The organism is Paenibacillus sp. J22P218 (assembly GCF_056269195.1).
The window spans coordinates 203,261-226,068 of the sequence record NZ_JBWDNL010000004.1; the positions used below are offsets into that span (position 1 = coordinate 203,261).

At 50.9% G+C, this 22,808-nt stretch carries 26 protein-coding genes; 5 read left to right on the forward strand and 21 right to left on the reverse strand.

Features of this window, described 5'->3' with window-relative positions; all coding sequences use genetic code 11:
- Nucleotides 1-4 precede the first annotated feature (4 nt).
- The 6 genes from AC0YN0_RS19025 to AC0YN0_RS19050 all read right to left on the reverse strand — a co-directional run bounded on the left by AC0YN0_RS19025 (nucleotide 5) and on the right by AC0YN0_RS19050 (nucleotide 3,896).
- Nucleotides 5-1,270 carry a phospholipid carrier-dependent glycosyltransferase gene (locus tag AC0YN0_RS19025; protein ID WP_475822657.1) on the reverse strand — a complete coding sequence of 422 codons (1,266 nt, stop codon included), beginning with the start codon at nucleotides 1,268-1,270 and terminating at the stop codon, nucleotides 5-7.
- A gap of 31 nt (nucleotides 1,271-1,301) precedes the next feature.
- Nucleotides 1,302-1,649: an EamA family transporter gene (locus tag AC0YN0_RS19030; RefSeq protein WP_337103975.1), complete on the reverse strand. Its 348-nt coding sequence runs from the start codon at nucleotides 1,647-1,649 to the stop codon at nucleotides 1,302-1,304.
- A complete protein-coding gene (locus tag AC0YN0_RS19035) occupies nucleotides 1,649-1,993 on the reverse strand; it encodes a DUF2304 domain-containing protein (protein ID WP_442052718.1) in 345 nt (114 codons plus the stop codon). The genes AC0YN0_RS19030 and AC0YN0_RS19035 overlap by 1 nt, the downstream gene beginning before the upstream one ends.
- Nucleotides 1,994-2,033: 40 nt before the next feature.
- On the reverse strand, nucleotides 2,034-2,816 hold the full coding sequence (locus AC0YN0_RS19040) for a glycosyltransferase family 2 protein (RefSeq protein WP_475822658.1): 783 nt from the start codon (nucleotides 2,814-2,816) through the stop codon (nucleotides 2,034-2,036).
- Between the two features lie 273 nt (nucleotides 2,817-3,089).
- Nucleotides 3,090-3,401: a thioredoxin gene (gene trxA, locus AC0YN0_RS19045; RefSeq protein ID WP_337103972.1), complete on the reverse strand. Its 312-nt coding sequence runs from the start codon at nucleotides 3,399-3,401 to the stop codon at nucleotides 3,090-3,092.
- Between the two features lie 75 nt (nucleotides 3,402-3,476).
- The gene (locus AC0YN0_RS19050) at nucleotides 3,477-3,896 is read right to left on the reverse strand and encodes an RrF2 family transcriptional regulator (RefSeq protein ID WP_337103971.1); all 420 of its coding nucleotides are present in this window, start codon (nucleotides 3,894-3,896) and stop codon (nucleotides 3,477-3,479) included.
- A 270-nt stretch (nucleotides 3,897-4,166) separates the two neighbouring features.
- On the opposite strand from AC0YN0_RS19050, the gene AC0YN0_RS19055 reads away from it, so the two are divergent.
- Entirely contained in the window at nucleotides 4,167-4,373 is a 207-nt protein-coding gene (locus tag AC0YN0_RS19055) for a hypothetical protein (protein ID WP_442052720.1), read from the forward strand.
- A 73-nt stretch (nucleotides 4,374-4,446) separates the two neighbouring features.
- Here the strand turns inward: AC0YN0_RS19055 and AC0YN0_RS19060 are convergent, their stop codons facing one another.
- The 6 genes from AC0YN0_RS19060 to hisC all read right to left on the reverse strand — a co-directional run bounded on the left by AC0YN0_RS19060 (nucleotide 4,447) and on the right by hisC (nucleotide 8,218).
- Entirely contained in the window at nucleotides 4,447-5,142 is a 696-nt protein-coding gene (locus AC0YN0_RS19060) for a serine/threonine protein kinase (protein WP_475822659.1), read from the reverse strand.
- Nucleotides 5,143-5,258: 116 nt separating this feature from the next.
- A complete protein-coding gene (locus tag AC0YN0_RS19065) occupies nucleotides 5,259-5,585 on the reverse strand; it encodes a DMT family transporter (RefSeq protein ID WP_337103968.1) in 327 nt (108 codons plus the stop codon).
- 7 nt (nucleotides 5,586-5,592) lie between these two features.
- The gene (locus AC0YN0_RS19070) at nucleotides 5,593-5,973 is read right to left on the reverse strand and encodes a DMT family transporter (protein ID WP_475822660.1); all 381 of its coding nucleotides are present in this window, start codon (nucleotides 5,971-5,973) and stop codon (nucleotides 5,593-5,595) included.
- 8 nt (nucleotides 5,974-5,981) lie between these two features.
- Nucleotides 5,982-6,587, reverse strand: a complete 606-nt coding sequence (locus tag AC0YN0_RS19075) for a TetR/AcrR family transcriptional regulator (protein WP_475822661.1) — start codon at nucleotides 6,585-6,587, stop codon at nucleotides 5,982-5,984.
- A 135-nt stretch (nucleotides 6,588-6,722) separates the two neighbouring features.
- Nucleotides 6,723-7,157, reverse strand: coding sequence for a hypothetical protein (locus tag AC0YN0_RS19080; RefSeq protein WP_475822662.1), 435 nt, complete (start codon nucleotides 7,155-7,157; stop codon nucleotides 6,723-6,725).
- Nucleotides 7,157-8,218, reverse strand: coding sequence for a histidinol-phosphate transaminase (gene hisC, locus AC0YN0_RS19085; protein WP_475822663.1), 1,062 nt, complete (start codon nucleotides 8,216-8,218; stop codon nucleotides 7,157-7,159). Before hisC ends, AC0YN0_RS19080 begins: the two co-directional genes overlap by 1 nt.
- 278 nt (nucleotides 8,219-8,496) lie before the next feature.
- Here hisC and AC0YN0_RS19090 point away from each other — a divergent pair, with 278 nt between their 5' ends.
- A complete protein-coding gene (locus tag AC0YN0_RS19090; RefSeq protein ID WP_475822664.1) occupies nucleotides 8,497-10,053 on the forward strand; it encodes a methyl-accepting chemotaxis protein in 1,557 nt (518 codons plus the stop codon).
- Nucleotides 10,054-10,116: 63 nt separating this feature from the next.
- Here AC0YN0_RS19090 and AC0YN0_RS19095 read toward each other — a convergent pair whose 3' ends face one another.
- The 6 genes from AC0YN0_RS19095 to AC0YN0_RS19120 all read right to left on the reverse strand — a co-directional run bounded on the left by AC0YN0_RS19095 (nucleotide 10,117) and on the right by AC0YN0_RS19120 (nucleotide 14,627).
- Nucleotides 10,117-10,569: a VanZ family protein gene (locus AC0YN0_RS19095; RefSeq protein ID WP_475822665.1), complete on the reverse strand. Its 453-nt coding sequence runs from the start codon at nucleotides 10,567-10,569 to the stop codon at nucleotides 10,117-10,119.
- A gap of 11 nt (nucleotides 10,570-10,580) precedes the next feature.
- Nucleotides 10,581-11,315: a metallophosphoesterase family protein gene (locus AC0YN0_RS19100; protein WP_475822666.1), complete on the reverse strand. Its 735-nt coding sequence runs from the start codon at nucleotides 11,313-11,315 to the stop codon at nucleotides 10,581-10,583.
- Nucleotides 11,312-11,815, reverse strand: coding sequence for an N-acetyltransferase family protein (locus tag AC0YN0_RS19105; protein WP_475822667.1), 504 nt, complete (start codon nucleotides 11,813-11,815; stop codon nucleotides 11,312-11,314). The genes AC0YN0_RS19100 and AC0YN0_RS19105 overlap by 4 nt, the downstream gene beginning before the upstream one ends.
- Nucleotides 11,816-11,834: 19 nt before the next feature.
- Nucleotides 11,835-12,251 carry a hypothetical protein gene (locus tag AC0YN0_RS19110; RefSeq protein ID WP_475822668.1) on the reverse strand — a complete coding sequence of 139 codons (417 nt, stop codon included), beginning with the start codon at nucleotides 12,249-12,251 and terminating at the stop codon, nucleotides 11,835-11,837.
- Nucleotides 12,245-12,883 (reverse strand): molybdenum cofactor guanylyltransferase, encoded by a 639-nt coding sequence (gene mobA, locus AC0YN0_RS19115; RefSeq protein WP_475822669.1) that lies wholly within the window; start codon nucleotides 12,881-12,883, stop codon nucleotides 12,245-12,247. Before mobA ends, AC0YN0_RS19110 begins: the two co-directional genes overlap by 7 nt.
- A gap of 70 nt (nucleotides 12,884-12,953) precedes the next feature.
- Nucleotides 12,954-14,627 carry a glutamine--tRNA ligase/YqeY domain fusion protein gene (locus tag AC0YN0_RS19120; RefSeq protein ID WP_475822670.1) on the reverse strand — a complete coding sequence of 558 codons (1,674 nt, stop codon included), beginning with the start codon at nucleotides 14,625-14,627 and terminating at the stop codon, nucleotides 12,954-12,956.
- 806 nt (nucleotides 14,628-15,433) lie between these two features.
- On the opposite strand from AC0YN0_RS19120, the gene AC0YN0_RS19125 reads away from it, so the two are divergent.
- From AC0YN0_RS19125 to AC0YN0_RS19135, 3 genes are read left to right on the forward strand one after another with little or no spacing between them, the layout of a single operon-like run.
- Nucleotides 15,434-16,672 carry a tetratricopeptide repeat protein gene (locus AC0YN0_RS19125; RefSeq protein ID WP_475822671.1) on the forward strand — a complete coding sequence of 413 codons (1,239 nt, stop codon included), beginning with the start codon at nucleotides 15,434-15,436 and terminating at the stop codon, nucleotides 16,670-16,672.
- A gap of 7 nt (nucleotides 16,673-16,679) precedes the next feature.
- Nucleotides 16,680-17,426, forward strand: coding sequence for a glycosyltransferase family 2 protein (locus AC0YN0_RS19130; RefSeq protein WP_475822672.1), 747 nt, complete (start codon nucleotides 16,680-16,682; stop codon nucleotides 17,424-17,426).
- On the forward strand, nucleotides 17,423-18,550 hold the full coding sequence (locus tag AC0YN0_RS19135) for a glycosyltransferase family 4 protein (protein ID WP_475822673.1): 1,128 nt from the start codon (nucleotides 17,423-17,425) through the stop codon (nucleotides 18,548-18,550). The genes AC0YN0_RS19130 and AC0YN0_RS19135 overlap by 4 nt, the downstream gene beginning before the upstream one ends.
- Here AC0YN0_RS19135 and AC0YN0_RS19140 read toward each other — a convergent pair.
- The 3 genes from AC0YN0_RS19140 to AC0YN0_RS19150 form a co-directional block, all read right to left on the reverse strand.
- The gene (locus AC0YN0_RS19140) at nucleotides 18,519-18,932 is read right to left on the reverse strand and encodes a hypothetical protein (protein ID WP_475822674.1); all 414 of its coding nucleotides are present in this window, start codon (nucleotides 18,930-18,932) and stop codon (nucleotides 18,519-18,521) included. The genes AC0YN0_RS19135 and AC0YN0_RS19140 overlap by 32 nt on opposite strands.
- A gap of 107 nt (nucleotides 18,933-19,039) precedes the next feature.
- Nucleotides 19,040-20,650, reverse strand: a complete 1,611-nt coding sequence (locus AC0YN0_RS19145; protein WP_475822675.1) for a glycosyltransferase family 2 protein — start codon at nucleotides 20,648-20,650, stop codon at nucleotides 19,040-19,042.
- On the reverse strand, nucleotides 20,607-22,793 hold the full coding sequence (locus tag AC0YN0_RS19150) for a glycosyltransferase family 2 protein (RefSeq protein WP_475822676.1): 2,187 nt from the start codon (nucleotides 22,791-22,793) through the stop codon (nucleotides 20,607-20,609). Before AC0YN0_RS19150 ends, AC0YN0_RS19145 begins: the two co-directional genes overlap by 44 nt.
- Nucleotides 22,794-22,808 lie beyond the last annotated feature (15 nt).

Genomic DNA, 22,808 nt, shown 5'->3' on the forward strand with positions numbered 1-22,808 from the left:
TTTGCTAAGCAGCTCTCCGACTGGATACGAGCCCCCATAGCTTCTGTAATATAAATATGCCAAGCCAAACGGAGAAAATAATAAAGATCGGCATGACGGTGAAATTATACCGATATTCCGGCACGAATACGAGTCTGATCATAGACATAATAACGAGCACGACTGCCAGCATAACGCCCGGATGTCTCCAGCGCCAGATCAGTCCGAGAAGCGTGATAATGCTGCTGTATACGATAAGAAGATGCAAGTAAGCGACCTTCGGATACGCATAGAAAATCGGAGAATGTCCCGATCCGAAGAACATATGGCCATATGTATACTTCAGCTTGCCAACCGTGTACCACTTCACGTACGTCCATGTTTGTGTCGTAAAGCCTGCTTTAATGCGCGCCCATGCGTAATCCGACTGCGTCATCCATTTTTCCTTCTGCACAATACGATCCTCGTAATTTTTGTCCGGATACGTACCCGCGGAGAACGGATTCGATTGCGAAGACGTGAGTACGAACTCATTCAGCGACACCATATTGCGAATCCACCATGGCAGCATCGTAGCGGACAAGCACAGACCCGTCACGACACCGAGCAAAACGATTTTTTTGAATACGTCAGACAAAGGCTTGCGATCAATCCCTGTCGCCTTTCTATTCTTGCTCCACTGCTGAAGCAGGAATACACCGTACAAAGGAACGAACAGCGGTAAAAACTCAGCCCGTACAAGTACGGTTAAGCCGAGCAGCAGACCTGCAATTGCCGCATCTCGAATGCGCTGCGTCTTGAACGCATACATCTGCATCGACAAGTATGCCATAAGCAGGAATAATGCCAACGTCTCTGTGAGAACCGCGCCAGTTGTCCAGATGAACGGATGATAAATTGCGCCAATGAAAATGGAGATCAAAGCGATCCACTTATTTTTCGTTGCTTGCATGGCGATGATATACATCAGAGCGAGCGAAGCTAAGCTAATAAGCACTTGCGCCCATCGAATCAGCGGGAAGTATTCCACACCGATCTGTTCACCAATAAGGTACATGCCCGTCATGAAGAGCGGATAACCCGGCGTTACGCGCGCGTTAGGTACTTCTTCTTTGTATGCATAGATGCCTTTGTCAACAAGACGGTGAACCATTTCATTGTAATACTTCGAGTCATGCGAAATGTTATGCTTAACCGATGTTAGAAAATCGGCTCTTAACCAGAAAGCAAGCAAAAAAATCAGGACGATCATGATCGTCCAAACTTTGTTCTTCCGTACCCATTCCAACAAAATAAACGGCCTCCTCAGACGATAACACAACCTATTTCCAAGCTAATACGATAACTCCGACCAAAATAATTCCCGCCCCGATCCAGCGTTGCAACGGAACGGTCTCGTGGAACAAGTAAACTGCCGCCACCATGCCGAGCACGTAGGCTAAGCTTTGAAGCGGATACGCAAGGCTGAGCGGCAGCTTCTTCAATACGTACAGCCACATCACCGTTGCTATTCCGTATAGAACAAGCCCTCCCCAAATATGCGGCGACCATAATAAAGTAACGACCGATTCGCCTTTGGCTGTATCGAGCTTGTTCATTCCTGTTTTCCACAGCAGTTGACCGCAGACGAGCAGTAAAATATTAAAAGCCAGTACAACGTATGCAGCCATTAGGATTCCGACCTTTTACGATCATGAAGCTCATGATGCAGAATGCCAAGCTCTTGCGTCAGACGAATGACCTTCTCCGACAGCTTGGATACGATTACGGTAAGGTGAAGAATGAGCGCTACGCAGAACAGAATTCCGACTAGAAACAAGAGCGCCGGCGCATAATCGACACCGATCGAATCGGCAAGCGAATCGATAATTTGCGGACGCACGGACAAGATGAGCATGACGACGCCGAACAGCAGCCACAGCATGGAATACTGCTCGCGCAGCAACCTTCTATTAATCAACATAATGAGTACAATCAGAAAAGCGACACTTGTGATAATCCACAAGGCTTGCATGGAATTTCCCCCTCAAACATAAACGACTGATGCCGCTTGATTACGACTGAACTTCAACTGGTTTTGTTTGTTTCAGGCTTCGGATGAACAAAGCCAATGTTACTTTAATCATATAATACACCGATCTCATCGCATTTATAGATGAAGTGCCACCCGTGCGTGCTTCCATTGTTACGGCTACCTCGCTCGTGCGAAGTCCGCTGCGATTGACGAGCACGATCGAATCCACTTCCGGATAATCGGTCGCATAGTCGCTTTGGAACACCGATATCGCGCGTTTATTAGCCGCACGGAAGCCGGACGTCACGTCGAGCACTTTTTTGCGTGTCATGGCGCTTACGATCGTCGACAAAATTTTGATGCCGATCCGTCTTGACGTCGTCGACTGGAAGCCTGTTTGTTCAATAAACCGCGAACCGATCGCAAGGTCAGCCTTGCCGCTCAGTACCGGGGACAAAATAAGGTGAAGCTGCTCGGCTTTGTGCTGTCCATCTCCGTCCACTTGCACAGCAACGTCATAGCCGTAACGATGGGCATAACGATAACCGGTCTGCATGGCTCCGCCAATACCAAGATTTGTAGGGAGTGTGATGACGGCTGCGCCGTTCGCTTCAGCAACTTCCTTCGTGCGATCCTTCGAGCCGTCGTTAATGACGAGAATATGAGCAGACGGGCAATACGTCTTCACATCTTTGATAACATGGCTTATGCTATGCTCTTCGTTATAAGCCGGTATTATGATCAAAATTTTTGAAGACGTATTTCCATTCCGCAGAGACTCTCCTGTAACGGCGCCGTCCTTCTCAGAAATGACTGCGTTCACTCCATCATCACTCCATAAATCGTAGTTTTTGTTGTCGCTCAATCGTTCACAATACCTCTAATTCTACTAAACTTCTCTATTAGAAAGCAACTGAAAAGGTTGTGAAAATGTGTAATTGTTGTCGTTTTTGCTCGAATCTATGCATCCACATGTTCCCTATTCTAGCATTTATTTCGGAGAGGAAATAAGTGAAAGAAAAAAAATACCGCCTGGCAACCAGCATTGAACTGATTCCAGACGATATTTAGACGTTTGCTTTTGCCCTATTGTTGCTTACAGTTGACCAGCAATTTTTGCTTTCAGAGCGTCTTTGCTTTGTACGCCGACCATTTTGTCAACCGGTTGACCGTCTTTGAACAAAATAAGCGTCGGGATGCTCATTACGCCGAATTGCGAAGCAAGCTCAGGCTCTTCGTCAACGTTGATTTTCGCGATTACAGCTTGGCCTTCCAGTTCAGTGGAAAGCTCCTCTACGATCGGAAGCTGCATTTTGCAAGGTCCGCACCATGGCGCCCAGAAGTCAACAAGGGATACACCGCTTTGTACGCTTTGGGAAAAGTTATCTTTCGTCAATGCTACTGCCATTTCAATCATCCTCTCCAAACAATGTGTATGATTAAGGGATAACCCGTCTCATCCTTACCAATTCGATATTCGAAGCTACGAACAGGCGTGAATTTGGCCAAGCACGTCTTGAATCGTAATTGCGCTAAAATGCTCCTCCAGCTGCTTCTCCGCCTTGCAAAAAATACCGAACATGACTTGATTCATATTCGATCCGACGACGCAATCCATCTCTGGATTGCCTGAGCACCAGCTAGGCATGAGCGACCCCTGCGCCATGACGCGGTAGATGTCGGCTAGCGTGACGATGCTTGGGTCAATGGTCAGACGATATCCTCCGCCAGAACCTTCGCGCGTATTCACGTATCCGCTTCGACGCAATGCGCTCATCACCTTGCGAACGCGTGCGGAGTGCGTACCGACATTATCGGCAATCATCTCGCTGCTCGCCATTCGTTCCGGCAAATAAGCCAAATAAACAAGACTGTGTACGGCAATCGTAAATTCACTGTTCACTATGAACGGGCCTCCCTGCTTCTTACTGTAATTTTATCCGTTACAGTTGTATTTGTCAATAGCCAGGTGCACGCCGTTCATCATTATATTGCGGTGCGCCGCGGGGAACTATTCTCTGCAAAAAGTGGAGAGGAGACAGCCGCATAATTTTACGAGCGGTTGTCATCATTTAGTGCCGTAACTGAATAAATATGAATTGTGCCGATTGCACAAAGGCTCCGAATTGAGTTTTGCTTGCATCGCAAAACTTTAAAGGAGGTGAACACAATCATGGCATTTTGGAATCGATGGGTATCGATTCGTGCGGAGGGCGGATCGAGAGTCGATCTGATTGATCGGCTGCAAGCGCATCTGAAAGCCGGCGGACTGAAATCGAAGATTACGAACGAGAGCAGCTCTGTGAAACGAATTCATGTATTGAAGAAAGATCTTGATCAAGCCAAGGCGCTGCTCGATGCGTTCGACAAAGAGCATTAGCCGGGGCAACAGACGACGAAACAAATGAAGGCAGCGATCCGGATCGGAATCGCTGCCTTGCTGTTGCCGTAAGTTATGATTTGCTTATTCCTTGCGAAGAGCGCCCGCCAATCGGCGAATGCTTCATCCATCGATAGCCTTTGCGCACGCTGTTCATAACCCATTCAGGAATCGCAATCGTATGTTTGGACAAGAACGGCATATAAATACGGTTATACGCCTTCTTCAAGTCGTCCCACATCGCGCATGGCTCCTCCTTCAAGAAGTCGGATATATCGACGACGATTCCTTTGCCGTCCGCCACCATAACATTTTTGCCATGAACATCATGAGGAAACAGCCCTTGCGAACGCGCATAATCGAGCGCTTGGTCGATATCGTCGATCACGCTCTTCGGAATTGTTATCCCTTCAAGCACGCAATTATACAAAGTTTTGCCTTGCAGCCTGCGCAGAATCAAGTAGTAATGCCCGTCATGCTCGCCGGCATGGTAACAAGTCGAATAAGATGGATGATCGCCAATACGTCGATACACCTCGCACTCGCTTTCCCAGCCTTCACGGCCAGGCGCATATACTTTCACGGCAATATCCGCGTCATCGGGATGGTAGAATACGCTGGCATAGTTGCCTGCTCCAAGCAGCTTCCATTCCTTCGGCATCGCCTTCACATGTATCGGATTGCCTGGGTCTACGCTTTCGAGCTTAAGCTCTGCCAGCAGCGTATGCTTCACTTTATCGATAAATGATTCCAATCTTTGTGCATCCATAGGTGACAGAGCTCCCTTTCCTTACAATTCGTTTCCAGTCCCTTTCATTGTAAGGTGTTCCTCTGCAAAAATAAAGAGTTCATAAGGTGAAACGGGCTCTCGCCGTTTAAGGGTGATTAATGTCCGCCGCCGCTTACGACTTTCAGGCCGATTACCCCGGTTATAATCATTGCCAAAAACATAATTTTACGCCAATCCTTCGATTCTTTAAAAAGTACCATGCCGAGCACAACCCCGCCTACCGATCCGATACCCGTCCATATCCCGTAAGCTGTACTGATCGGGATCGTCTGAAGCGCCTTCGACAAGAAGAAAAAGCTAACGAAGCCCGACGCGATCGCGCCGACCGTCCCCTTCCATTTGCGAAAGCCGTCCGACAGCTTCATGAACGTAACCCCGCCGACTTCTCCTAAGCCCGATAGGAGCAAAAATAACCATGCCATCTTATCGTCACGCCCTCTCCTGCTGTCTTAACTGCTCCGTGTGCGTTTCCTGCGAAGAGTCTTCCTTCTTGTCTTTGGAGACAAGCTTAAGTCCGACGATACCCGATATAAGCAGCACGATGAAGAACAACCGCCAGAAATCAACGGCCTCCTCGAGAAATAATATGCCTGCTATTACCGTGCCGACGGTTCCCATTCCCGTGAACATTGCGTACGCAGTCCCTATTTCAATAATCTGCATCGATTTGGCGAACAGATAGAAGCTCGCAGCGAGCAGCACTACCGTAATGATGCTCGGTACCAAGACTGTAAAGCCCTCGGAATATTTGAGCCCGAACGTCCAGCCCACCTCTAGAAAACCTGCCAATAACAAATAAATCCATGCCATTTTTCCGTTCATCCTTCCTTTTTGTTAAGTGTCCATAGCTGCCAGAGCGATTCCCATAAAAGCTGCTTGCGCTGTTCGAATAATGTGCTGTCATAAAACTGATATTCCACCAGCAAGCCGTCTACGAAAGCATATAGCTCTGCGACCATCCGCTCTTCATCCCGATCGGCAAAAATGCCTTCTCCAGTCCCTTGGCGAATAATCTCAACAATCCGCTCCGACAATAGATCCTCATATTGAAGAAAGACAGTCCGTAATTGCTCGCGCAAATGACGCGGCGGCACGACCATCGTTCGCTTCAGAAACGCTTGACCGCTCGACAGGTTGGCGAAGTCGGAGAAGAAGTCGAATATGCGATAAAGCTTGCGTTCGACCGGTTCGTCCCGAAGCTGCAGCAAGAGTGTGTTGTAATACTCCCACTCCTCATCGATTACCTGCTGCGTGAGCCCAAGAAAAAGCTGCTCCTTCGACTTGAAATGCGCGTAGATGGAAGGCGTCTTGATGCCGACCTCCTTCGCAATCTGAGACATTGACGCACCTTCATAGCCGGATTCCGTGAAATGCGTAAGGGCAGCCAGCTTAATCTTCTCCGGCGTCGTTAAGTTATCGTCCATGCCATCACTCCATTCGACTAACGTTCGTCACCTAACGAACGTTAGGGATCACTATATAATAGTACAGTAGATTCGATAAGTCAAAAAAAAGAGCCCAATCGGCTCCTTCTCAGTCTTCCGATTAGACTCTTAGTGTTACACGTCATTCGATTTTAATTTACGGGAAAAGAACAAGATGCCGTTGACGATCATCCCCGCCGCCGTACCGCAAACGACCGACACGAGATTCAGGATAAAGAAGAAAAACATCGCCAATCCATCGCCGATCTCGCCCCCGCCCTCTGGCAGCAGGCCCGATATGGCAAACCCGATTAAAAGGTTCAAAGGAATCCACAGCAGCACGATGAATACGGGAAAGTACCAGTGCCTGCTGCGGAACAGCCAAATAATCGGAACAGCAAATATTGCGGCTAACAGCAGGCAAATGATGTAGCTATACTCGATAACAAATGCGGCGTAATAGGATGCGACGTACACCGCATTCGTGACAAGCGCGAAGGCGACGCTAAGCAGCGAAGCATTCCGCGCCGAACGTTTGAACCATGCATACTTATCGCTTATTTCCTCCATTACACGGCCACGATTTCCTTAATAGCCTTCAGGAAAGCATCCATTTCCTCATCCGTTCCAATGCTGATTCGCAAGTATTCATCGATGCGCGGCTGCGCAAAGTAACGGACGAGCACGCCTTTGTCGCGAAGCTGCTGGAAGATCGACACGGCAGGCTTGTCCGGGTAAGAAGCGAATACGAAGTTTGCTTTCGAGTCTGTAACCTCGAATCCAAGCGCAGTAAGCTCGCCCGCTACGCGGTCACGCGTACGAATAACTTTCTCCGTCGTCTCACGGAAATAAGCATCATCCTGGAAGGCTGCTATCGCTCCAGCTAGAGCAAGTCTGTCCATTGTGTAGGAGTTGAATGAGTTTTTGATCCGATTCAGTCCATCAATAAGCTCCTCGCTGCCGAAAGCAAAACCAACACGAAGTCCTGCGAGCGAGCGTGACTTCGAAAGCGTCTGAACGACGAGCAAATTCGGATATTGCGGGATTAGGCTAATCGCAGATTCGCCGCCGAAGTCGATGTAGGCTTCGTCAATAATGACCGCTTGGTTCGGATTGCTGTCCAGCACCGTGCGGATATCGTCAAGCGACATCAGCTTGGCTGTTGGCGCGTTCGGATTCGGCAGGATGACGCCGCCGTTCTCCTTCGCATAATCGGCCGGATGAATCGTGAACGAATCATCCAGAGGAATGAGCTCCGATTGCAGCCCGTACAGCTTCGCGTACACCTTATAGAAGCTGTACGTAATGTCAGGATACAAAATCGTATTCGCCGGATCGAAGAAAGCTGCAAACGCGAACGCCAAGATCTCGTCCGAGCCGTTGCCCGCGAATACCTGACTTGCCGGCAGCTTGTAATAGTCCGCGACCGCTCCAATTAAAGCTTCGCAGGTAGGGTCCGGATACAACCTCAGATCGTCGCCTGCCGCCGCTTGAATAGCCTCGATCACTTTCGGAGAAGGCGGATACGGATTTTCATTCGTGTTCAACTTAATATACGTTTTATCTTTCGGCTGCTCGCCTGGTACATAAGGAACCAGCGAAGCCGTTAATGGACTCCAAAATTTGCTCACAGAACAACATTCCTTTCAACTTCTGAATAGGTTTGATTTTATTATCTTATCACTATTAATCGATATATTTGAAACAAATGGTGTATATATACCGATAATTTCCTCATAAACCAGTAGCAAAACACAATAAATTTGCTATATACAACAATATTTCCCCCATATATAATAAATCCATCGCGATTAGGAAAAAGTATTCCGATCGTTTTTCCGCAAGTGCAGTATGGTTCACGCTTTGTTAAAAGAGAGAGAAAACAAAATGATGCGCGGGAGTGGGAAAAATGAAATCATTGCGTCTAAAGCTATTTACGGGATTCGGGGTATTACTTGTTATGATCGTTGCTATCGTGATCGTCTGCTATGTGAACGTAGAGCAGTTCGTAACCAAGGTGGAGACGACGATCGAGCATGATGTGAAGCTGCTTAGCTATGACGAGAAGCTTAGCAAGAACGTTCAAGAACGAATCGCTTTGGTTCGCGGTTACCTACTCTTTCATGAAGAGGATTACAAAACCCGTTTTCTAGCCTCCACGGAAGAAAGCAAGGAAGTACAGGCGTATATACTGTCCACCGCTCATTCCGACGAAGTGGAAAGCTTGATTGAACAAAGCAAATCCTGGCGCGAGAACATTGAAACAACGCTATTCCCAGCTATCGAATCAGGCAACGATGAGCTCGCGATGCAAATATTGCAAGACACGGTAACACCTATCGGAAGAGAACTCAGCACAGGCTTTGACGAGCTCGCTGCCAAACGGGAATTACAGACGCAAGAGGCAAGCCAATCCGTCCTGCGCCACGGCAAGACGCTGGAGCTTATAATCATCATCATCGCCGCTGTCGCCATTGTGCTCGGCATTCTGCTCGCTATTATGATGTCCGGCATGATCGTTGGGCCTGTCCTTAAGATTGCAACACGGATCCGAATGATATCCGAGGGCGATCTTCGCGGGGATGTATTAGCTATTCGCTCTAAGGACGAAGTCGGGCGGCTGTCAGCATCCGTCAATCATATGGTTGAACGGCTGCGGGATTTGCTTGGCAGCACCGTTATCTCGTCGCAAAGCGTCGCAGCCGCTTCCGAACAAATCTCGGCCAGCATGCAGCAGATGGCCAGCACAAGCATTTCGCAGTCGCAGTCGACGCAGACCGTTAATGAGCTGTTCATGGAGCTGTCCAACTCCATTCATGACGTAGCGGCATCGGCGGAAGAAGCGGCAGAGCTGTCAGAGAAAACGTCGGCTATCGCTACGCAAGGCGGCAACGTCGTCATCGAATCGATCGAAGGCATGAATGTCGTGAATACGAAGATGTCGGCGCTAGAGCAAGATTCCGGCAAGATCGGCGACATCATCTCCGTTATCGAGGACATATCGAGCCAGACGAATCTGCTCGCGCTTAACGCTGCTATCGAAGCGGCGCGGGCCGGCGATCAAGGACGCGGCTTCGCTGTCGTTGCGAACGAGGTACGCAAGCTGGCTGAGCGCAGCAGCGACGCCACGAAGCAAATAACGGTTATCATCAAAGGGATGCAGAGCAATACGGTCGAAAGCGTACGCTCCGTCTCCGAAGCGATGCAGCAATCCAAGCAGATCGGACAAGCGTTCGACAACATCATACATATGGTCAATGAATCTTCCTCGCGCGTCACGAACATTGCCGCAGCTTGCGAAGAGCAAGTCGCTCAGTCTTCCACCGTATTCCGTTCGGTACAGGAAATATCAGCTGCGTCGCAGCAGACAGCCGCTTCATCCGAAGAGACCGCAGCGACTTCCCAGTCGCTGGCTGCCCTGGCGGAGCAAATGAATGAATCGATTAATATATTCAAGCTTGCGTAGGTCGAGGTCGATAACGCAGATTACAGTCCGGCCGGCGAGGCATTCCCTCGCCGGCTTCTTTATTCACCTTTTTTTGTAAACAAAAAGCATAATGTGCGTAAAGATCAGCCCGAGCAGCGCGCCAACCGTATTTAAAATAATGTCGTCGACATCGAAGCTGCCCACATGCGTAAGCATTTGAATAAGCTCGATGATCGCAATCCATGCAATCGTGAAGGCGGCAAGTCTAATCGGATTCCGATATTTGACGCGCAAGAGCGGGGCAAAGATGCCGATAGGAATGAATAATACGATATTGCCGAATATATTCGTGAACCAAATGTTCCAATTCATATGATTGCGGTAATAAATATAATTTTTGATCGTATGGAGCGGAACGATATTGTATGAATAGCCAGCTCCGTAAAACCGATCGCGATAAAGCAATAAATGTAACATAATAAAAACATAGATAAGTGCGGCAACCGTTAGCATCAGGTTAAATAGGATGCTTTTGCTGTAAGCCTTCTTGTACACGTTGCTTCGGATCACCTCGCAGCCGTGTTATTTTTCGGTTTGCCTCGCACCATATAGGTTCTAAAATCATTTCTGCCCCGAATCTCGAGACCATTCAGCTGATAACCGTTCGAGCAGCCGCCGTCAATACCGATCTTTCCGTCGCCGAACCAAATGTCAGACTTGCCGTGAATATCCCTCGTCTTCGTATGGCCGAAAACAACCGTCTTGCCGACACGCGTCGGTTGCTTGATGAACGGCTCTTTAATGTAGAGAAAGTCACGCTCCGGCTGCTCCTTCCAATTGTCGAAGGCCGGGTTCAATCCCGCATGAACGTAGATGAAATGCTCATCCTCGTGGTAGAGCGGCAAGTTGTCTAGGAAATCAAGATGATGCGTATAAGATTGCTTCACGGTCGCTTTCATTTGGGACAGCAGCTTATCCAAGGAAGAATGGCCGCCTTCTGCGTAGCTTTCCGCCGTTTGGCGTCCGCCATGACCCGTGAATTTATATAACGCCTGCTCGCTTCTCTCCAGCACCACATCAACGAAACGCTCGTCGTGGTTGCCCTTGATTGCGATCGCGCCGTCATCCTTCACCAGCTTGATGACCTGCTCCACGACTTCCCGGCTGTTCGGACCCCGATCGACAAAATCGCCAAGCAGCAGCAATTGATCCTTGCCCGGCTTGTAGCTCATAAGCGCGAGCAGCTCATTCAATGGCCCGTGGCAGCCATGAATATCGCTAATGACTAATTTACGCTTCATATTCTTCTCCCCATAATCGCAAGATCACGCTCGATCCCGTCCAGTTCAGCCACCTTGGGAAGCAATCCCCACTCAGCGAAGCCGAACTTACGCAGCAAGGACAAACTCGGTTCATTATGTCCGAATACGAATCCAAGCAGCGTGCGGATGCCGAGGCGCGGGCTCTCTTCTATCGCTTTGGCAAGCAATATCGAGCCTATTCCCATCGAGCGGTATTCTTCCGCAATATAGATGCTGATTTCTGCCGTTGCCTGGTAGGCGGGTCTGCCATAAAACGATTGGAAGCTGAACCATGCTGCGAGTTGTCCATCTATTAGAAGCACCCACATCGGCCGCGACTCCGGCGAATGGTCGTCGAACCACTTCTGCTTGCTCTGGACGGTTGCCTCCTCCAGATCAGCCGTAACCATCCGGCTCGCGACGGTAGAGTTATAAATCTCGACGATACGCGGCAGGTCGCCGGGCTGCGCATCGACTATTTCGTATTGAAAGCTTTTCATTGTGTTCACCTCGTACATGTTATCCCGTGATGTTATTTGTCGCTGCTTTTCTTGAAAGGCCGCGCCTCGCAAGTCTTCCACCTAAGTAGGCAAGAAGCAGCGTAGAGCAATCGTACGTCATATTAAGCCAAAATGGCTCCCCTTCAGGATCGAATAACTGGGAGACCGTCCCGATTGCAAGGTAAATGAAAATAATAATGCCAAGCAGCAAGCTATGATCTCGCAAGCCAGGACGTGTCAGCTTATACGCGTAATAGCCTGCGCATAGGATAGAGATTGAATTGATTAGAAACGCGGATACCCATTCCAATTGATCTGTCAGGTTGATGAAGATAGTGGCGATTAAGCTTGCAAGAAGCAGGCTTAGCGCAATGGTGGAGAAAATATAGATGAGTACGCCAATCGATAATGCTTTGAAATCAGTAGACTTCAGCAAGAAGGTCGCTCCTCTAGCTCGGAGATATAACGCGCGTATGCCTCCGGCGTATTCATATTCGTGAAAGCGATCGACGCTTCTTCTATCGTCGGCGTGACTTCAATCCTTGGCAATGCCGCAAGCAGGCGCATGAACCGGTAATCGCCGCGCTGTAGAGCCTCTTCTACTTGTGCATGCAGGCTTGCTTCATAAAGTGCATGCATCGGCTGACCCGAGGCGTGTATTACACCCGCTCCCTCGCCGAATGACCGAAGCCTGTCTCGCAGTTTCTCCAGCAGCGGCAATGAGATTGTCGGCATATCGCATGCAACGACGAACACCCAGCCTGTATCGATGGTTGCCAGCCCGGCATGCAGACCCGAGAGCGGACCGCAGCCTGGGTAACGGTCGTACGCAAAGCTTGTTTGCGGGCCGAGCTCGGCCAATGCGGCTTGGTATGATTGCTCCCGATCAGGCGAGCCTGCCGCAACCGTCACTTTCATCCCGAGTGCGGCTAGCTGCTTAACGAGAAGATAGAGCAACGGCTTCCCGTTGATTGGCAGGAGCGCCTTATCCGTCCCCATCCTCGAGCTTTGGCCGCCAGCAAGAATGAGGCCATGCAAAGACTGCTGCTGTTGAGCTTGATCGGTCATAGACCTTCTCCCTCCGGAAAATAACACAGCCTGCTTCGCAAATATGCTCGGCAGGCTGCAATGTGTCGTATTAAGCTTTAGTCGGGTCGAAGGAGCTTTTCAAGGAAACGATACGGTTGAAGGCCAGCTTCTCCGGCGTCGTGTCCTTCGGATCGACATTGAAATAGCCGTGGCGGAAAAACTGGAACTTATCGCCGCCCGTCGCATCCTTCATATTCGGCTCAACAAAGCCTTGCAGCACTTCAAGCGAATTCGGATTGATACATTCGAGGAACGGCTTTCCTTCCTCTTCGGCTTCGTTCGTAATAAGCGGCTCATAGAGGCGGAAATCGGCTGCAACCGCTTGTGACGCCTCCACCCAGTGAATGGTACCCTTCACCTTGCGCTCATTGAAGCCGGAACCGCTCTTCGTGCGCGGATCATACGTGCAGCGAAGCTCGATTACATTGCCGTCAGCGTCCTTGATCGCCTCTTGGCATGTAATGAAGTACGCGTGCTTGAGACGCACTTCGTTGCCAGGGAACAGACGGAAGTATTTGCTCGGCGGATTTTCCATAAAATCGTCTTGCTCAATATAAATTTCGCGGGAGAACGGAATTTGGCGTTCGCCCATCGCTTCATTCTCACTGTTGTTCTCTGCCGTCAGCAGCTCCGTTTGCCCTTCCGGGTAATTCGTGATAACGACTTTAAGCGGCTTAAGGACCGCCATCGTACGAAGCGCCTTGAGCTTCAGGTCTTCACGGATGAAGTGCTCCAGATTGCGCTCATCGACAATGCTGTTGCTCTTCGCCACGCCAATCTCGCGGCAGAACGCCCGAAGCGATTCCGGGGTATAGCCTTTGCGGCGAAGTCCGCTGATCGTCGGCATGCGCGGATCGTCCCAGCCGACAACGACACCTTCGTCTACCAGTTGCTTCAGCTTACGCTTGCTCATTACGGTGTTCGTCACGTTCAGACGAGCGAACTCGTATTGATGGGGCGTCGCTTCCATCTCGCATTCGGCAATCGCCCAATCATAGAGCGGACGATGATCTTCGAACTCTAGCGTACAGATGGAGTGAGTAATGCCTTCGATCGCATCGCTGATCGGATGCGCGTAGTCGTACATCGGGTAGATGCACCAAGCGTCGCCCGTACGGTGGTGATGGGCGTGCGCGATACGGTACAAGACAGGATCGCGAAGCGTAATGTTAGGTGAAGCCATGTCGATCTTGGCTCGAAGCACTTTCTCGCCGTCTTTGAACTCGCCTGCGCGCATACGCGCGAACTGATCGAGATTCTCTTCTACGCTGCGGCTGCGATACGGGCTTTCCTTGCCCGGCTCGGTCAGCGTTCCGCGATACTCGCGCATTTCCTCGGCTGTCAGCTCGCAGACGTAAGCTTTTCCTTTTTTGATCAGAAGCACTGCGCGATTGTACAGCTCCTCGAAGTAGTCCGACGCAAAGCGAAGCTCGTCCCACTCGAAGCCCAGCCAACGCACATCCTCTTGAATCGATTCTACGTATTCCGTGTCTTCCTTAAGCGGATTCGTATCGTCGAAACGAAGATTCGTTTTGCCTTTGAATTCATCGGCAAGCTCGAAGTTCAAACAGATTGATTTCGCATGTCCGATATGCAAATAGCCGTTCGGCTCAGGGGGAAAGCGTGTGACGATTTCCTGTACGCGGCCGCTCTTTAAATCTTCGACTACGATGTTTTTAATAAAATTTGAGGATGATGACTTCGATTCCACTGCGTTTTCCATCACGACCAACCTTTCCCTCGGAGAATATATATCCTACTATAATACACAAATTTCAGAGAAATTATAATCCCATCTATTAACGCAGCAAATCGAAGAGGTGCGACCGCGCTTCAAAGGTAGATGGGATTGCCAAATGGAATCACGTTCCGCTCCATCGTTCCATCCGATGAACCCTCACTATTCCAATGTGGAAAGGTCTTGCGACCGCGCTTCAAATGTAGTGTGCCTTGCCAATTGACCAAGCCTTGAATTGCTAACGCAAATCAAACAGCACTTTTGGCCAATGTGGTAATCCAATCTCTCTATCGAAGTTAATAAGTAGACGAGCGACCGCGTTTCAGAGGTAGATTTTAATGCCAATCGATAAAGATTCGAATTGCTAACGTAATTCGGTCAATGCTTTATCGATGTGGTAATCCTATTCGACGAAGCAATTCATCAATATGCGACCGCGCTTCAGCGATAGTTGCCTTTTGGGAAACTAAATAGGTTAGCTTAAGATCCAAACCCTGATTAGTTTGATTTCGGGACGCTATGGAGACGTTTTTGAGGAAATGCGAGCTATAGGTGAGTTTAAGAGCCCGAAACGCCGCTATTGACGCACATACGGAAGCAGCACTCGATTTAGCACCTTATAATGACGCTAATGACAGACTAAATAGGGGCTGAGATGACCAAGCTGACATAAATCTATTTGCATTCCCTCCCCGGCTCGCGCATACCTTTCATAAAGCACACATCAAGCCTAAGTACGGAAGTGGAATTCGAACGCCCCATCTCTCATAAGAACGGATGGTGAATCGACCTTGACGGCTTCTGTTCTCGTTATTTTTCCGGACGGTGATTGGCAGCAGTTCTCCCCGCTTTATCAACAACTGCTGCTCGGCCATGCGAGTCAGCACCGAACGTATATCGTTACCGACCGAACAGCCGCCGATTATCCGGCTCATGTTGTCCTTATCCCGCTGCATCAGCTTCATACGATTCCTTGGAGAACAGCGGTTACGATCGTCATGAACCCGTATTGGCTTCACACCGCCCTTGCATGTTCCCCCCATCGGATTATCGTCTTGGATCATTTCCCGATTGAAGCGGAGAGCGCATTACTGTCGAAATGCCGCAAGCTGCTATGTGCAGCAGGACATCTGATCATCACCAATAACGAGCTCTATTACCTCGAGCAATCGTTCCAAAGAGAAGATGTTTTCTTGCTGGATGGAAGCGACGAGGTGAGCGATTTGTTCGCGCGGCAAGCATTCAGCTGGACAATCGGGAATTACATGGCGAGACCTCTCGTTAGGTTGCAGCAGCGATTCATTGCAGAGAGATATGCGAAATCGATTAAATCAAAGCTCGAAAACAGTGCCAGTGACCCCGTCAAGGCGAGTGAGCTTTTTTTTCATGCCGTATTTCGTTATTTGGCTGATGATCCTAGCAAGTCGGAGGAAGAGCTTCTGCAAGCGTTTCAGCTGGCCATATTGGAAGGCAATAAAGATGCTTTGACAGACTACTACCGTTTCCTATCGGCGATTCAGCTCAAGCAAGGAGATACGTGGTCTGCTATTCAATCCTATAGCTACTCGGCCGTGTCGGACGAAGATCGCCAGAAGGCTTATCTAATGGATGATTGGCTGCATGAAGGCAAAGAGACGCTTGCCAAAGCATTGCTCTATCGGCTCAATGACGACTATCGGCAAGCTGTGCACCTATTGGAGCCGCAGGCAAGCAGTGAACCGGTCGCCCGTAATCTGCTTATTGAGGCTTATGTCCAGATAGGGCGTTTGGGAGCGGCCATGGAACATATGGAGAAGCTTTCGATTCGTTCGATCGAGGAGCAGCGGCAATATGAATTGCTGAACGGGACTTATCTAATGATGCTGCAAGGCCGCAGGCATGATGCGATTCACGCTTGGTTGGCGGCGGCGGAGAGTCGGGTCGAGGCGATTGGCAGCATCCTTGAGCTAAGCGAGCTGGATAACGCCATCCTTATGCTTGCTGGAGCAGGAGCGGAAGCAAGAACCGAAGCCGAGAGCAGAGGGGAGTGAATCTACGATGGGAGAAGGTCGAATTTGGCGGCGCCGAACGAACGGCAATAAATTAACTGCAATCATGCAGGTGCGCAACGAGCAAGGCCGCTATTTGGAAGCGGTGCTCGGAGAGCTATCCAGCTTCGTCGACGGGATCGTTATCGTAGATGATGCCAGTACGGACGATACGTATGACATTTGCCGCTCCTTCGATAAGGTGGAGAAGCTTGTACGGCTGGAAGAGCCTCTCTTCGAGCAGGAATGGAAACTCCGGTCGCGGCTGTGGCAGGAAGCTGCCGATACCGAGCCGGATTGGGTGCTTTCCGTCGACGCCGATGAAATCTACGAGCAGCGTGCCAAAAAACAAATCCGCAGCCTCATCGATCAGGATCGGTACGATTGGGTTGCTTTTCGCATGTTCGATATGTGGGGTTCGCTTACGCATTACCGCGAGGATGAATGGTGGAATCTGCATAAACGCCATTCCATGACGCTTGTCCGTTACATGCCGGGGTATCCATACAGCTATCCGCAATGGGAGCATCACGTCCCGCGGCTTCCTCTTAGCTGCGCAGCATTGCAAGGTATCGCTACCGAGCTTCGCGTCAAGCATCTCGGCTGGGCGGGAAGCGAAGAGGAACGCAAGGCGAAGTACGAGCGCTATAAGCAATACGACCCGTATGGCAAATGGGGCAGCCTGGCGCACTATGAATCGATACTCGATCCGAAGCCGAATCTTATACGTTGGCGCGAGGAGGTAGATATAGGTTGAAGCAGACAACGGTTACGATATTGACACACAGCTTTCTTGACGGGTATACGCAAAATATTTCAAGGCCGTTCGGCGGCGGACTGGAGCGGTATATTCTCTCCCTATGCCGCGTCATTGCCGCGATGGGTCTTCAGCCTATCGTCTATCAGCTATCCTATTTCGGAAGCTTTGACTCCGACTACGAGAGCATTCCCGTTCGCGGCTGGACTTATGACACGGAGCGGATAGGCGCTGCCTTCGAGACGATGGCCGCCGCGGCCGAGGGACTTATTATTTATGCGAGCTGTATATGGCTGCCCATTCGTTACCGTCCCGGAAGCATCGGCATCTGCCACGGGATCAGCTGGGATCGGCAAGCAATGCCTCATCAAGCGAAGCTTGAGCTCGCCTCTGTGATTAATAACGCCGTCTCGCAATTGGATGTGGTCGTGTCGGTGGACTCGCAATTTTTAACCTACTGCCGGTCGGTGTGCGAATTTATAGATTCAAGACGTATCCCCCTATTGCCCAATTCGGTGGATACGTCTTGGTTCACGCCTCCAGCCGACAAGGATGAGGCCGGCGGACAAATGCTCCGTATCCTCTATCCAAGGCGCCTTAGCTTTGAGAGAGGCATCGTCCCGATGATGCTGCTCGCCGATTCGATTCTTCGCGATTACCCGCATGTGATTATCGAGTTCGCAGGCGAGCTCGTAGAGAATACACCAGTCGCGGCCGCCTTCCGGCTTTGGCGTGATGCTCATCTTCATCAGGCTCGAATCGAACAACGGGTATACGACTTCGATGATATACGCAGCGCCTATGTCAACGCAGATATAGCCGTCATACCGACCATTTATTCTGAAGGAACGTCGCTCGCATGCCTAGAAGCGATGAGCTGCGGCCTTCCTGTCGTCGCCAGCAATGTAGGCGGGCTTAACGATATTGTGATCGACGGGCTGAATGGTCGCAAGACGCCTCCAAGCTCCGCTTCGCTTGAGGCTGCGGTTCGTTCATTGTTGGACAATAAGGAGGAACGGCTTCGAATGGGCCGTATGGCGAGACAGACTGCTTTATCGTTCGACCACGGCAAGTGGGAAGCGGCATGGACGGCTATAATTGCGGAGCAGCTTGCCGATCTTTGAACAGGAACCGCCTAATGCACGTATAGATGACAAAGTAGATGATGGCATTGATAACGGCTGCTATGAGAAAAAGGATTGTCCCGCTGTAAAGTATATTTTGTCCGTTCATTTCGTCTATGGAGAAGAGCATAACCAATAGCGCCGCTGCAACAATATGCAGCACCAACTTAATGAAAATCGCGTATACCCGCTCCGACTTGACCATCATATGAATGAGAAACGACAGCGGAGCGCCTAATAATGCCGTCCCTACGAAGCAGTAAATAACGACCAAAAATACAGCTGGCAGTTCAAAAAACAATAGCGATATAACCAAGGCACTTAAAAACGAAGACGTAAAAATGGATAGGAGTATGCTGACAAACGTATACAATGGCTTCACTAAAAACCACTCCCTCTTTGCTCGCTCTGCGGCTGCGGATTACTTCCATCCTAGCGGTTGAAAGAGGGATTCGGCAGTACTAAATTTTGTAGAACCGGCCTGATGCATCAGTTCCAGCCCTCATAGATCGGTATCGATAAACGCGCCAAGCGAATGGCTTTGCCATGCGCATAGGAAGAAGCCTCAGCATTGTTATCCCCTCCGCGTCGCCCATCCAGCCCATGCTGCTGCAGAAGCTCTAAGTGCGCGTCCGCTCTATCGCACATCTCGTACATATATTCTCGCGTCAATCCCGCGCTTGCGCTTACCGACTCGTTTGGATTCTCGGCTTCACTTCCATCCTTATCGGCATTTGCGTCAGATTCAAGATTGTTCCAATCTTCCTCGAGCTCCCGCAGCCAGCGTTCCAGCAGCTGACGATGAGCGCCGTCAAGCCGACCGATATGCCAGCCTACCCATTCCTGCGCCGCTTGGTCGCAGCCGCTCTCCAGCATGACTTCCGCGAGTTTAATAACGGCAGCCGCGCTGCTGCATATGACTCTTGAAGCGAGCAAGGAGGAGAGACGATGCTCCTCACCCGTAATCCGTATATAACTGCACAGCCGGTACAAGGGTGAGAGCAGCTGCGGCTTGAATCGCAAAGCGGACACGTAAGCTTCCAACACGCCGGTGCGATTGAGCTGTTCCTCCTTCATCCGGCCAAGCAAATAAGCCGTACGGTACGTCCCTAGTCCCTCCTCCGTATGGTAGCGGCTTGGCGAAGCACCGATGTGGAGCGCTTGCTCCGCCGCTTGAACAGCTTCACGCAATCTCCCTGCGCCTGCCAGCGCGATCGCCCTATAATGATACAAATCCGGATAGTCATCAGCGAGCCTTGAGCCTTGGGCGGCAACTTCCGCAGCCTCCGCATACTGGTGAAGCGCCAGCAAAGAGCGCACCTCATATTTCACGGCCAAATGCATATAACTTAGCTTCTCGAAATCCGACTGCTGCCGCGCGGCGCGAAACGACTCCAAAGCCTTGGCCGGCATGCCTGCACGCAAATACTCGACCCCGATATTATAGCGGTGAAAATAATTGTCCGGCTCTTCCGCTACGGCCAGCTCCAGCAGCCGCATATTGCGATGCTGTTTGTTCTTCTCAGCGATCACCTCTTGCCGGTATCCATAATGATACACTTTGACTTCGGTCATATAGAAAGCCGAATCCGGCCAGCGGCGCAGAATCGAAGCTGCTATCTGCTCATGAATCCGCCCCTCGAACCGGATATCGGGATCACTCTTGAACATGCGAAGGACAGGATGTACGCTCCCCCCGGCAGATCCCTCCATCTCGTCCTCGTTTTCATTCCCGTTTCGATCAGCCTTATTCCATATTTGCAAAAAGAGACCGCAGGCACGCGGCTCATCCATATACTTCAGCAGCTCCTCGCCCGCTCCCGTTCCAAGCCGCTCATCCGCGTCCAAGAACAAGATCCACTCGCCTGTTGCGATCTCCAAGCCTGCATTGCGCGCTTTCGCGAAGTCATTGTCCCATTGCTCATGTATGACGATCGCGCCGAACGATTCCGCTATCTCTACCGTTCGGTCCGTCGAACCCGTGTCCACCACAATGATCTCGTTCACAATCCCCCATACGCTCTGCAAGCATGATGGAAGCATACGCTCTTCGTTTCTAACGATCATACATAAGGAAATGTGCTTCCGGTGCTTCGCCATTCGCGCGCCTCCTTTGCCTTCCGTTCCAAGTCGTCCGCCAACCGAGCGCTTCCAATCTGGCGATCGCATCTGCCAACCGCGCCCCGTCATCCTCATACCTGCTTCCGTCCCAGCCCCGGCTGCTTAATAGTGGATCACCCGACAACCGCACAGCTGCAAGCGCCAATTGCAAGCTCGAAGACGCCGCACCCATACGCAGCTTCGTTTCCACCTTAGCACCTGCAGCATGAGCAGTCACAGCCGGCGCTTGCTCCTCTTTGGCGGCAATGCCTCCCTCGAACATGGCGAGCGCCTCGCTAAACAAATAGTTGTTGTACAGCAGCTCGCCTAATCTGAGCCAATGGCCGCGGGCAAGCTCCCCTTTGGCTGCGAAACGTCTCAGCATCAGCTCGGCCGCCGCCTCGTTATATCCCTCGTCATAAAGCGCCTGTTCGAACATGATGTCCAGCTTCTCCATCGCAGCCGTCAAACGGGCTGCCAGCCGCAGCATGCCATGCGCTACCGCCCTTCTTACCAACTGCGCCTCGCAGACGCTATCCTTTGAGCCGCTCAGCCAGCTTTGCCAAAATTCATCGCGAATAGGAGCGCCAAGCATCACAACCTCGATCTGCTTGAAACGCGCGAGATTGCATTGCGTTCCCGCAGCTTGAACAATGCGCGCCAAAGTAATAGGAGGCAACGGCAATCCCTCGTTCCACCAGCACAAAGCCGCATCCAGCCCCGCTGCCTCGTCGCCGCCTAGAAGCTGTACGTGCATCATAAGCAGCTTGGCTGCTTCCGCATATTGCCCTGTCCCGATCAGCGCATCGGCTATTAAGCGAGTATCCGTCGATAGCCCTTTTCCTTTGCGCCCTTGAATCGATTGCTCTCTCCAGATGGGCATCGCGATCCGATAAGCACCGATCTCGCACATGGCTCTTGCAAGCTGCCTCAAGCCGTTATCGCTCTCTTCCCCTGTATACACCGCTAGTTGGTCGCGAATATGGGTATCTCCCGCTCCGCGCAGAAGCATCGCATAAGCAAGACCGTTAAGCGCTGGCTGCCAGTCCGGCCGATCGTCCAAGGCTTCCTCATACATATGCAGCGCTTTTTCCGATTGGCCAAGCTTAACGAGTACATCGCCAAGACCGCACTTTGCGCGATAGCTGCTTGCCCCAGCCTCGGATATATAGCTGACAGGCACCGCGCCACGCTTGTTTATGCTCGTCTCGAGCTCGATAGCTGTTTCGTAGGCTGCCTTCGCTTCGGGCAACAGCTGGAGGGCTTGCAGCGCCACTCCATGCAGCCAATAAAGATCGGTATAATCGCTATATATTCCCGTTTCCTTTTGCAAAAGCTCCTCCGCCGCTTCCATGCGGTTCAATGTTATAAGCGTCTTCGCGTAATCACGTACAAGAGTCGGCCGATAGGGCGCATCATGCTCCACCGCATCAAGCGACTGATGGAACGTTCGACTGGCCGCCTCTGCCTGGCCCAATTGACACTGTGTCACGCCAAAGTTATATAGACAAAAAGGATCATTCGGGCGCCTAGCCAGCTGCCCCTTAATGATCCGTAAATTACGTTTCGCCTTCGACTTGCGCGTCATGGTGTCCGGCACGTAACCGTCATGGCCGATGATGATACCGCTAGTGCTGAGCGGCCCGTCTACATCGTACATGCGGCCTTCGCTCGCGCCTGTGCCAATCCGGACGAGCTGTTCATGGATTTCGCCGTAATAGACGAAGCCGTAATCCGCGCGGAACAATCTGACCGCATCGCTCGTCAGCTTCGGAACAACAGCATCGCCTGCGGACAGCTCATGCTGCATCGGCAGCCGAAGGGCAGCTTCCGTCGTCCGCTTCAGCTCTTCGCGGAGCATCTTGCCGGACTTCTCATTCGCTATCGCCCATTCATCGGCATCCAGCACAAGAACCCATACCGTTCTTGCATGCTTCAGCAGCTCATTCCGCGCCTTTGCAAAATCATCCTGCCATTCGACTCTCAGCACCCTTGCCCCGCATTGCTTCGCGATCTCGGCCGTATCGTCCGTCGAACCCGTATCGGCCACAACGATCTCGTCCGCGAAGCTCTTCACGCTAAGCAGGCAGCGCCTCAACACATCCGCCTCGTTCCGGGCAATCATGTGTACTCCGAGCAGCATGAGCCACCCTCCTGT

Excerpts from the sequence above, each read along its gene's own strand:
- AC0YN0_RS19030 (WP_337103975.1), bottom strand. The coding sequence starts at position 1,649 with ATGGCTGCATACGTTGTACTGGCTTTTAATATTTTACTGCTCGTCTGC.
- AC0YN0_RS19035 (WP_442052718.1), bottom strand. The coding sequence starts at position 1,993 with ATGCAAGCCTTGTGGATTATCACAAGTGTCGCTTTTCTGATTGTACTC.
- trxA (WP_337103972.1), bottom strand. The coding sequence starts at position 3,401 with ATGGCAGTAGCATTGACGAAAGATAACTTTTCCCAAAGCGTACAAAGC.
- AC0YN0_RS19055 (WP_442052720.1), top strand. The coding sequence starts at position 4,167 with ATGGCATTTTGGAATCGATGGGTATCGATTCGTGCGGAGGGCGGATCG.
- AC0YN0_RS19060 (WP_475822659.1), bottom strand. The coding sequence starts at position 5,142 with ATGGATGCACAAAGATTGGAATCATTTATCGATAAAGTGAAGCATACG.
- AC0YN0_RS19065 (WP_337103968.1), bottom strand. The coding sequence starts at position 5,585 with ATGGCATGGTTATTTTTGCTCCTATCGGGCTTAGGAGAAGTCGGCGGG.
- AC0YN0_RS19070 (WP_475822660.1), bottom strand. The coding sequence starts at position 5,973 with ATGGCATGGATTTATTTGTTATTGGCAGGTTTTCTAGAGGTGGGCTGG.
- AC0YN0_RS19075 (WP_475822661.1), bottom strand. The coding sequence starts at position 6,587 with ATGGACGATAACTTAACGACGCCGGAGAAGATTAAGCTGGCTGCCCTT.
- AC0YN0_RS19080 (WP_475822662.1), bottom strand. The coding sequence starts at position 7,157 with ATGGAGGAAATAAGCGATAAGTATGCATGGTTCAAACGTTCGGCGCGG.
- AC0YN0_RS19090 (WP_475822664.1), top strand. The coding sequence starts at position 8,497 with ATGAAATCATTGCGTCTAAAGCTATTTACGGGATTCGGGGTATTACTT.
- AC0YN0_RS19100 (WP_475822666.1), bottom strand. The coding sequence starts at position 11,315 with ATGAAGCGTAAATTAGTCATTAGCGATATTCATGGCTGCCACGGGCCA.
- AC0YN0_RS19105 (WP_475822667.1), bottom strand. The coding sequence starts at position 11,815 with ATGAAAAGCTTTCAATACGAAATAGTCGATGCGCAGCCCGGCGACCTG.
- mobA (WP_475822669.1), bottom strand. The coding sequence starts at position 12,883 with ATGACCGATCAAGCTCAACAGCAGCAGTCTTTGCATGGCCTCATTCTT.
- AC0YN0_RS19120 (WP_475822670.1), bottom strand. The coding sequence starts at position 14,627 with ATGGAAAACGCAGTGGAATCGAAGTCATCATCCTCAAATTTTATTAAA.
- AC0YN0_RS19130 (WP_475822672.1), top strand. The coding sequence starts at position 16,680 with ATGGGAGAAGGTCGAATTTGGCGGCGCCGAACGAACGGCAATAAATTA.
- AC0YN0_RS19145 (WP_475822675.1), bottom strand. The coding sequence starts at position 20,650 with ATGGCGAAGCACCGGAAGCACATTTCCTTATGTATGATCGTTAGAAAC.
- AC0YN0_RS19150 (WP_475822676.1), bottom strand. The coding sequence starts at position 22,793 with ATGCTGCTCGGAGTACACATGATTGCCCGGAACGAGGCGGATGTGTTG.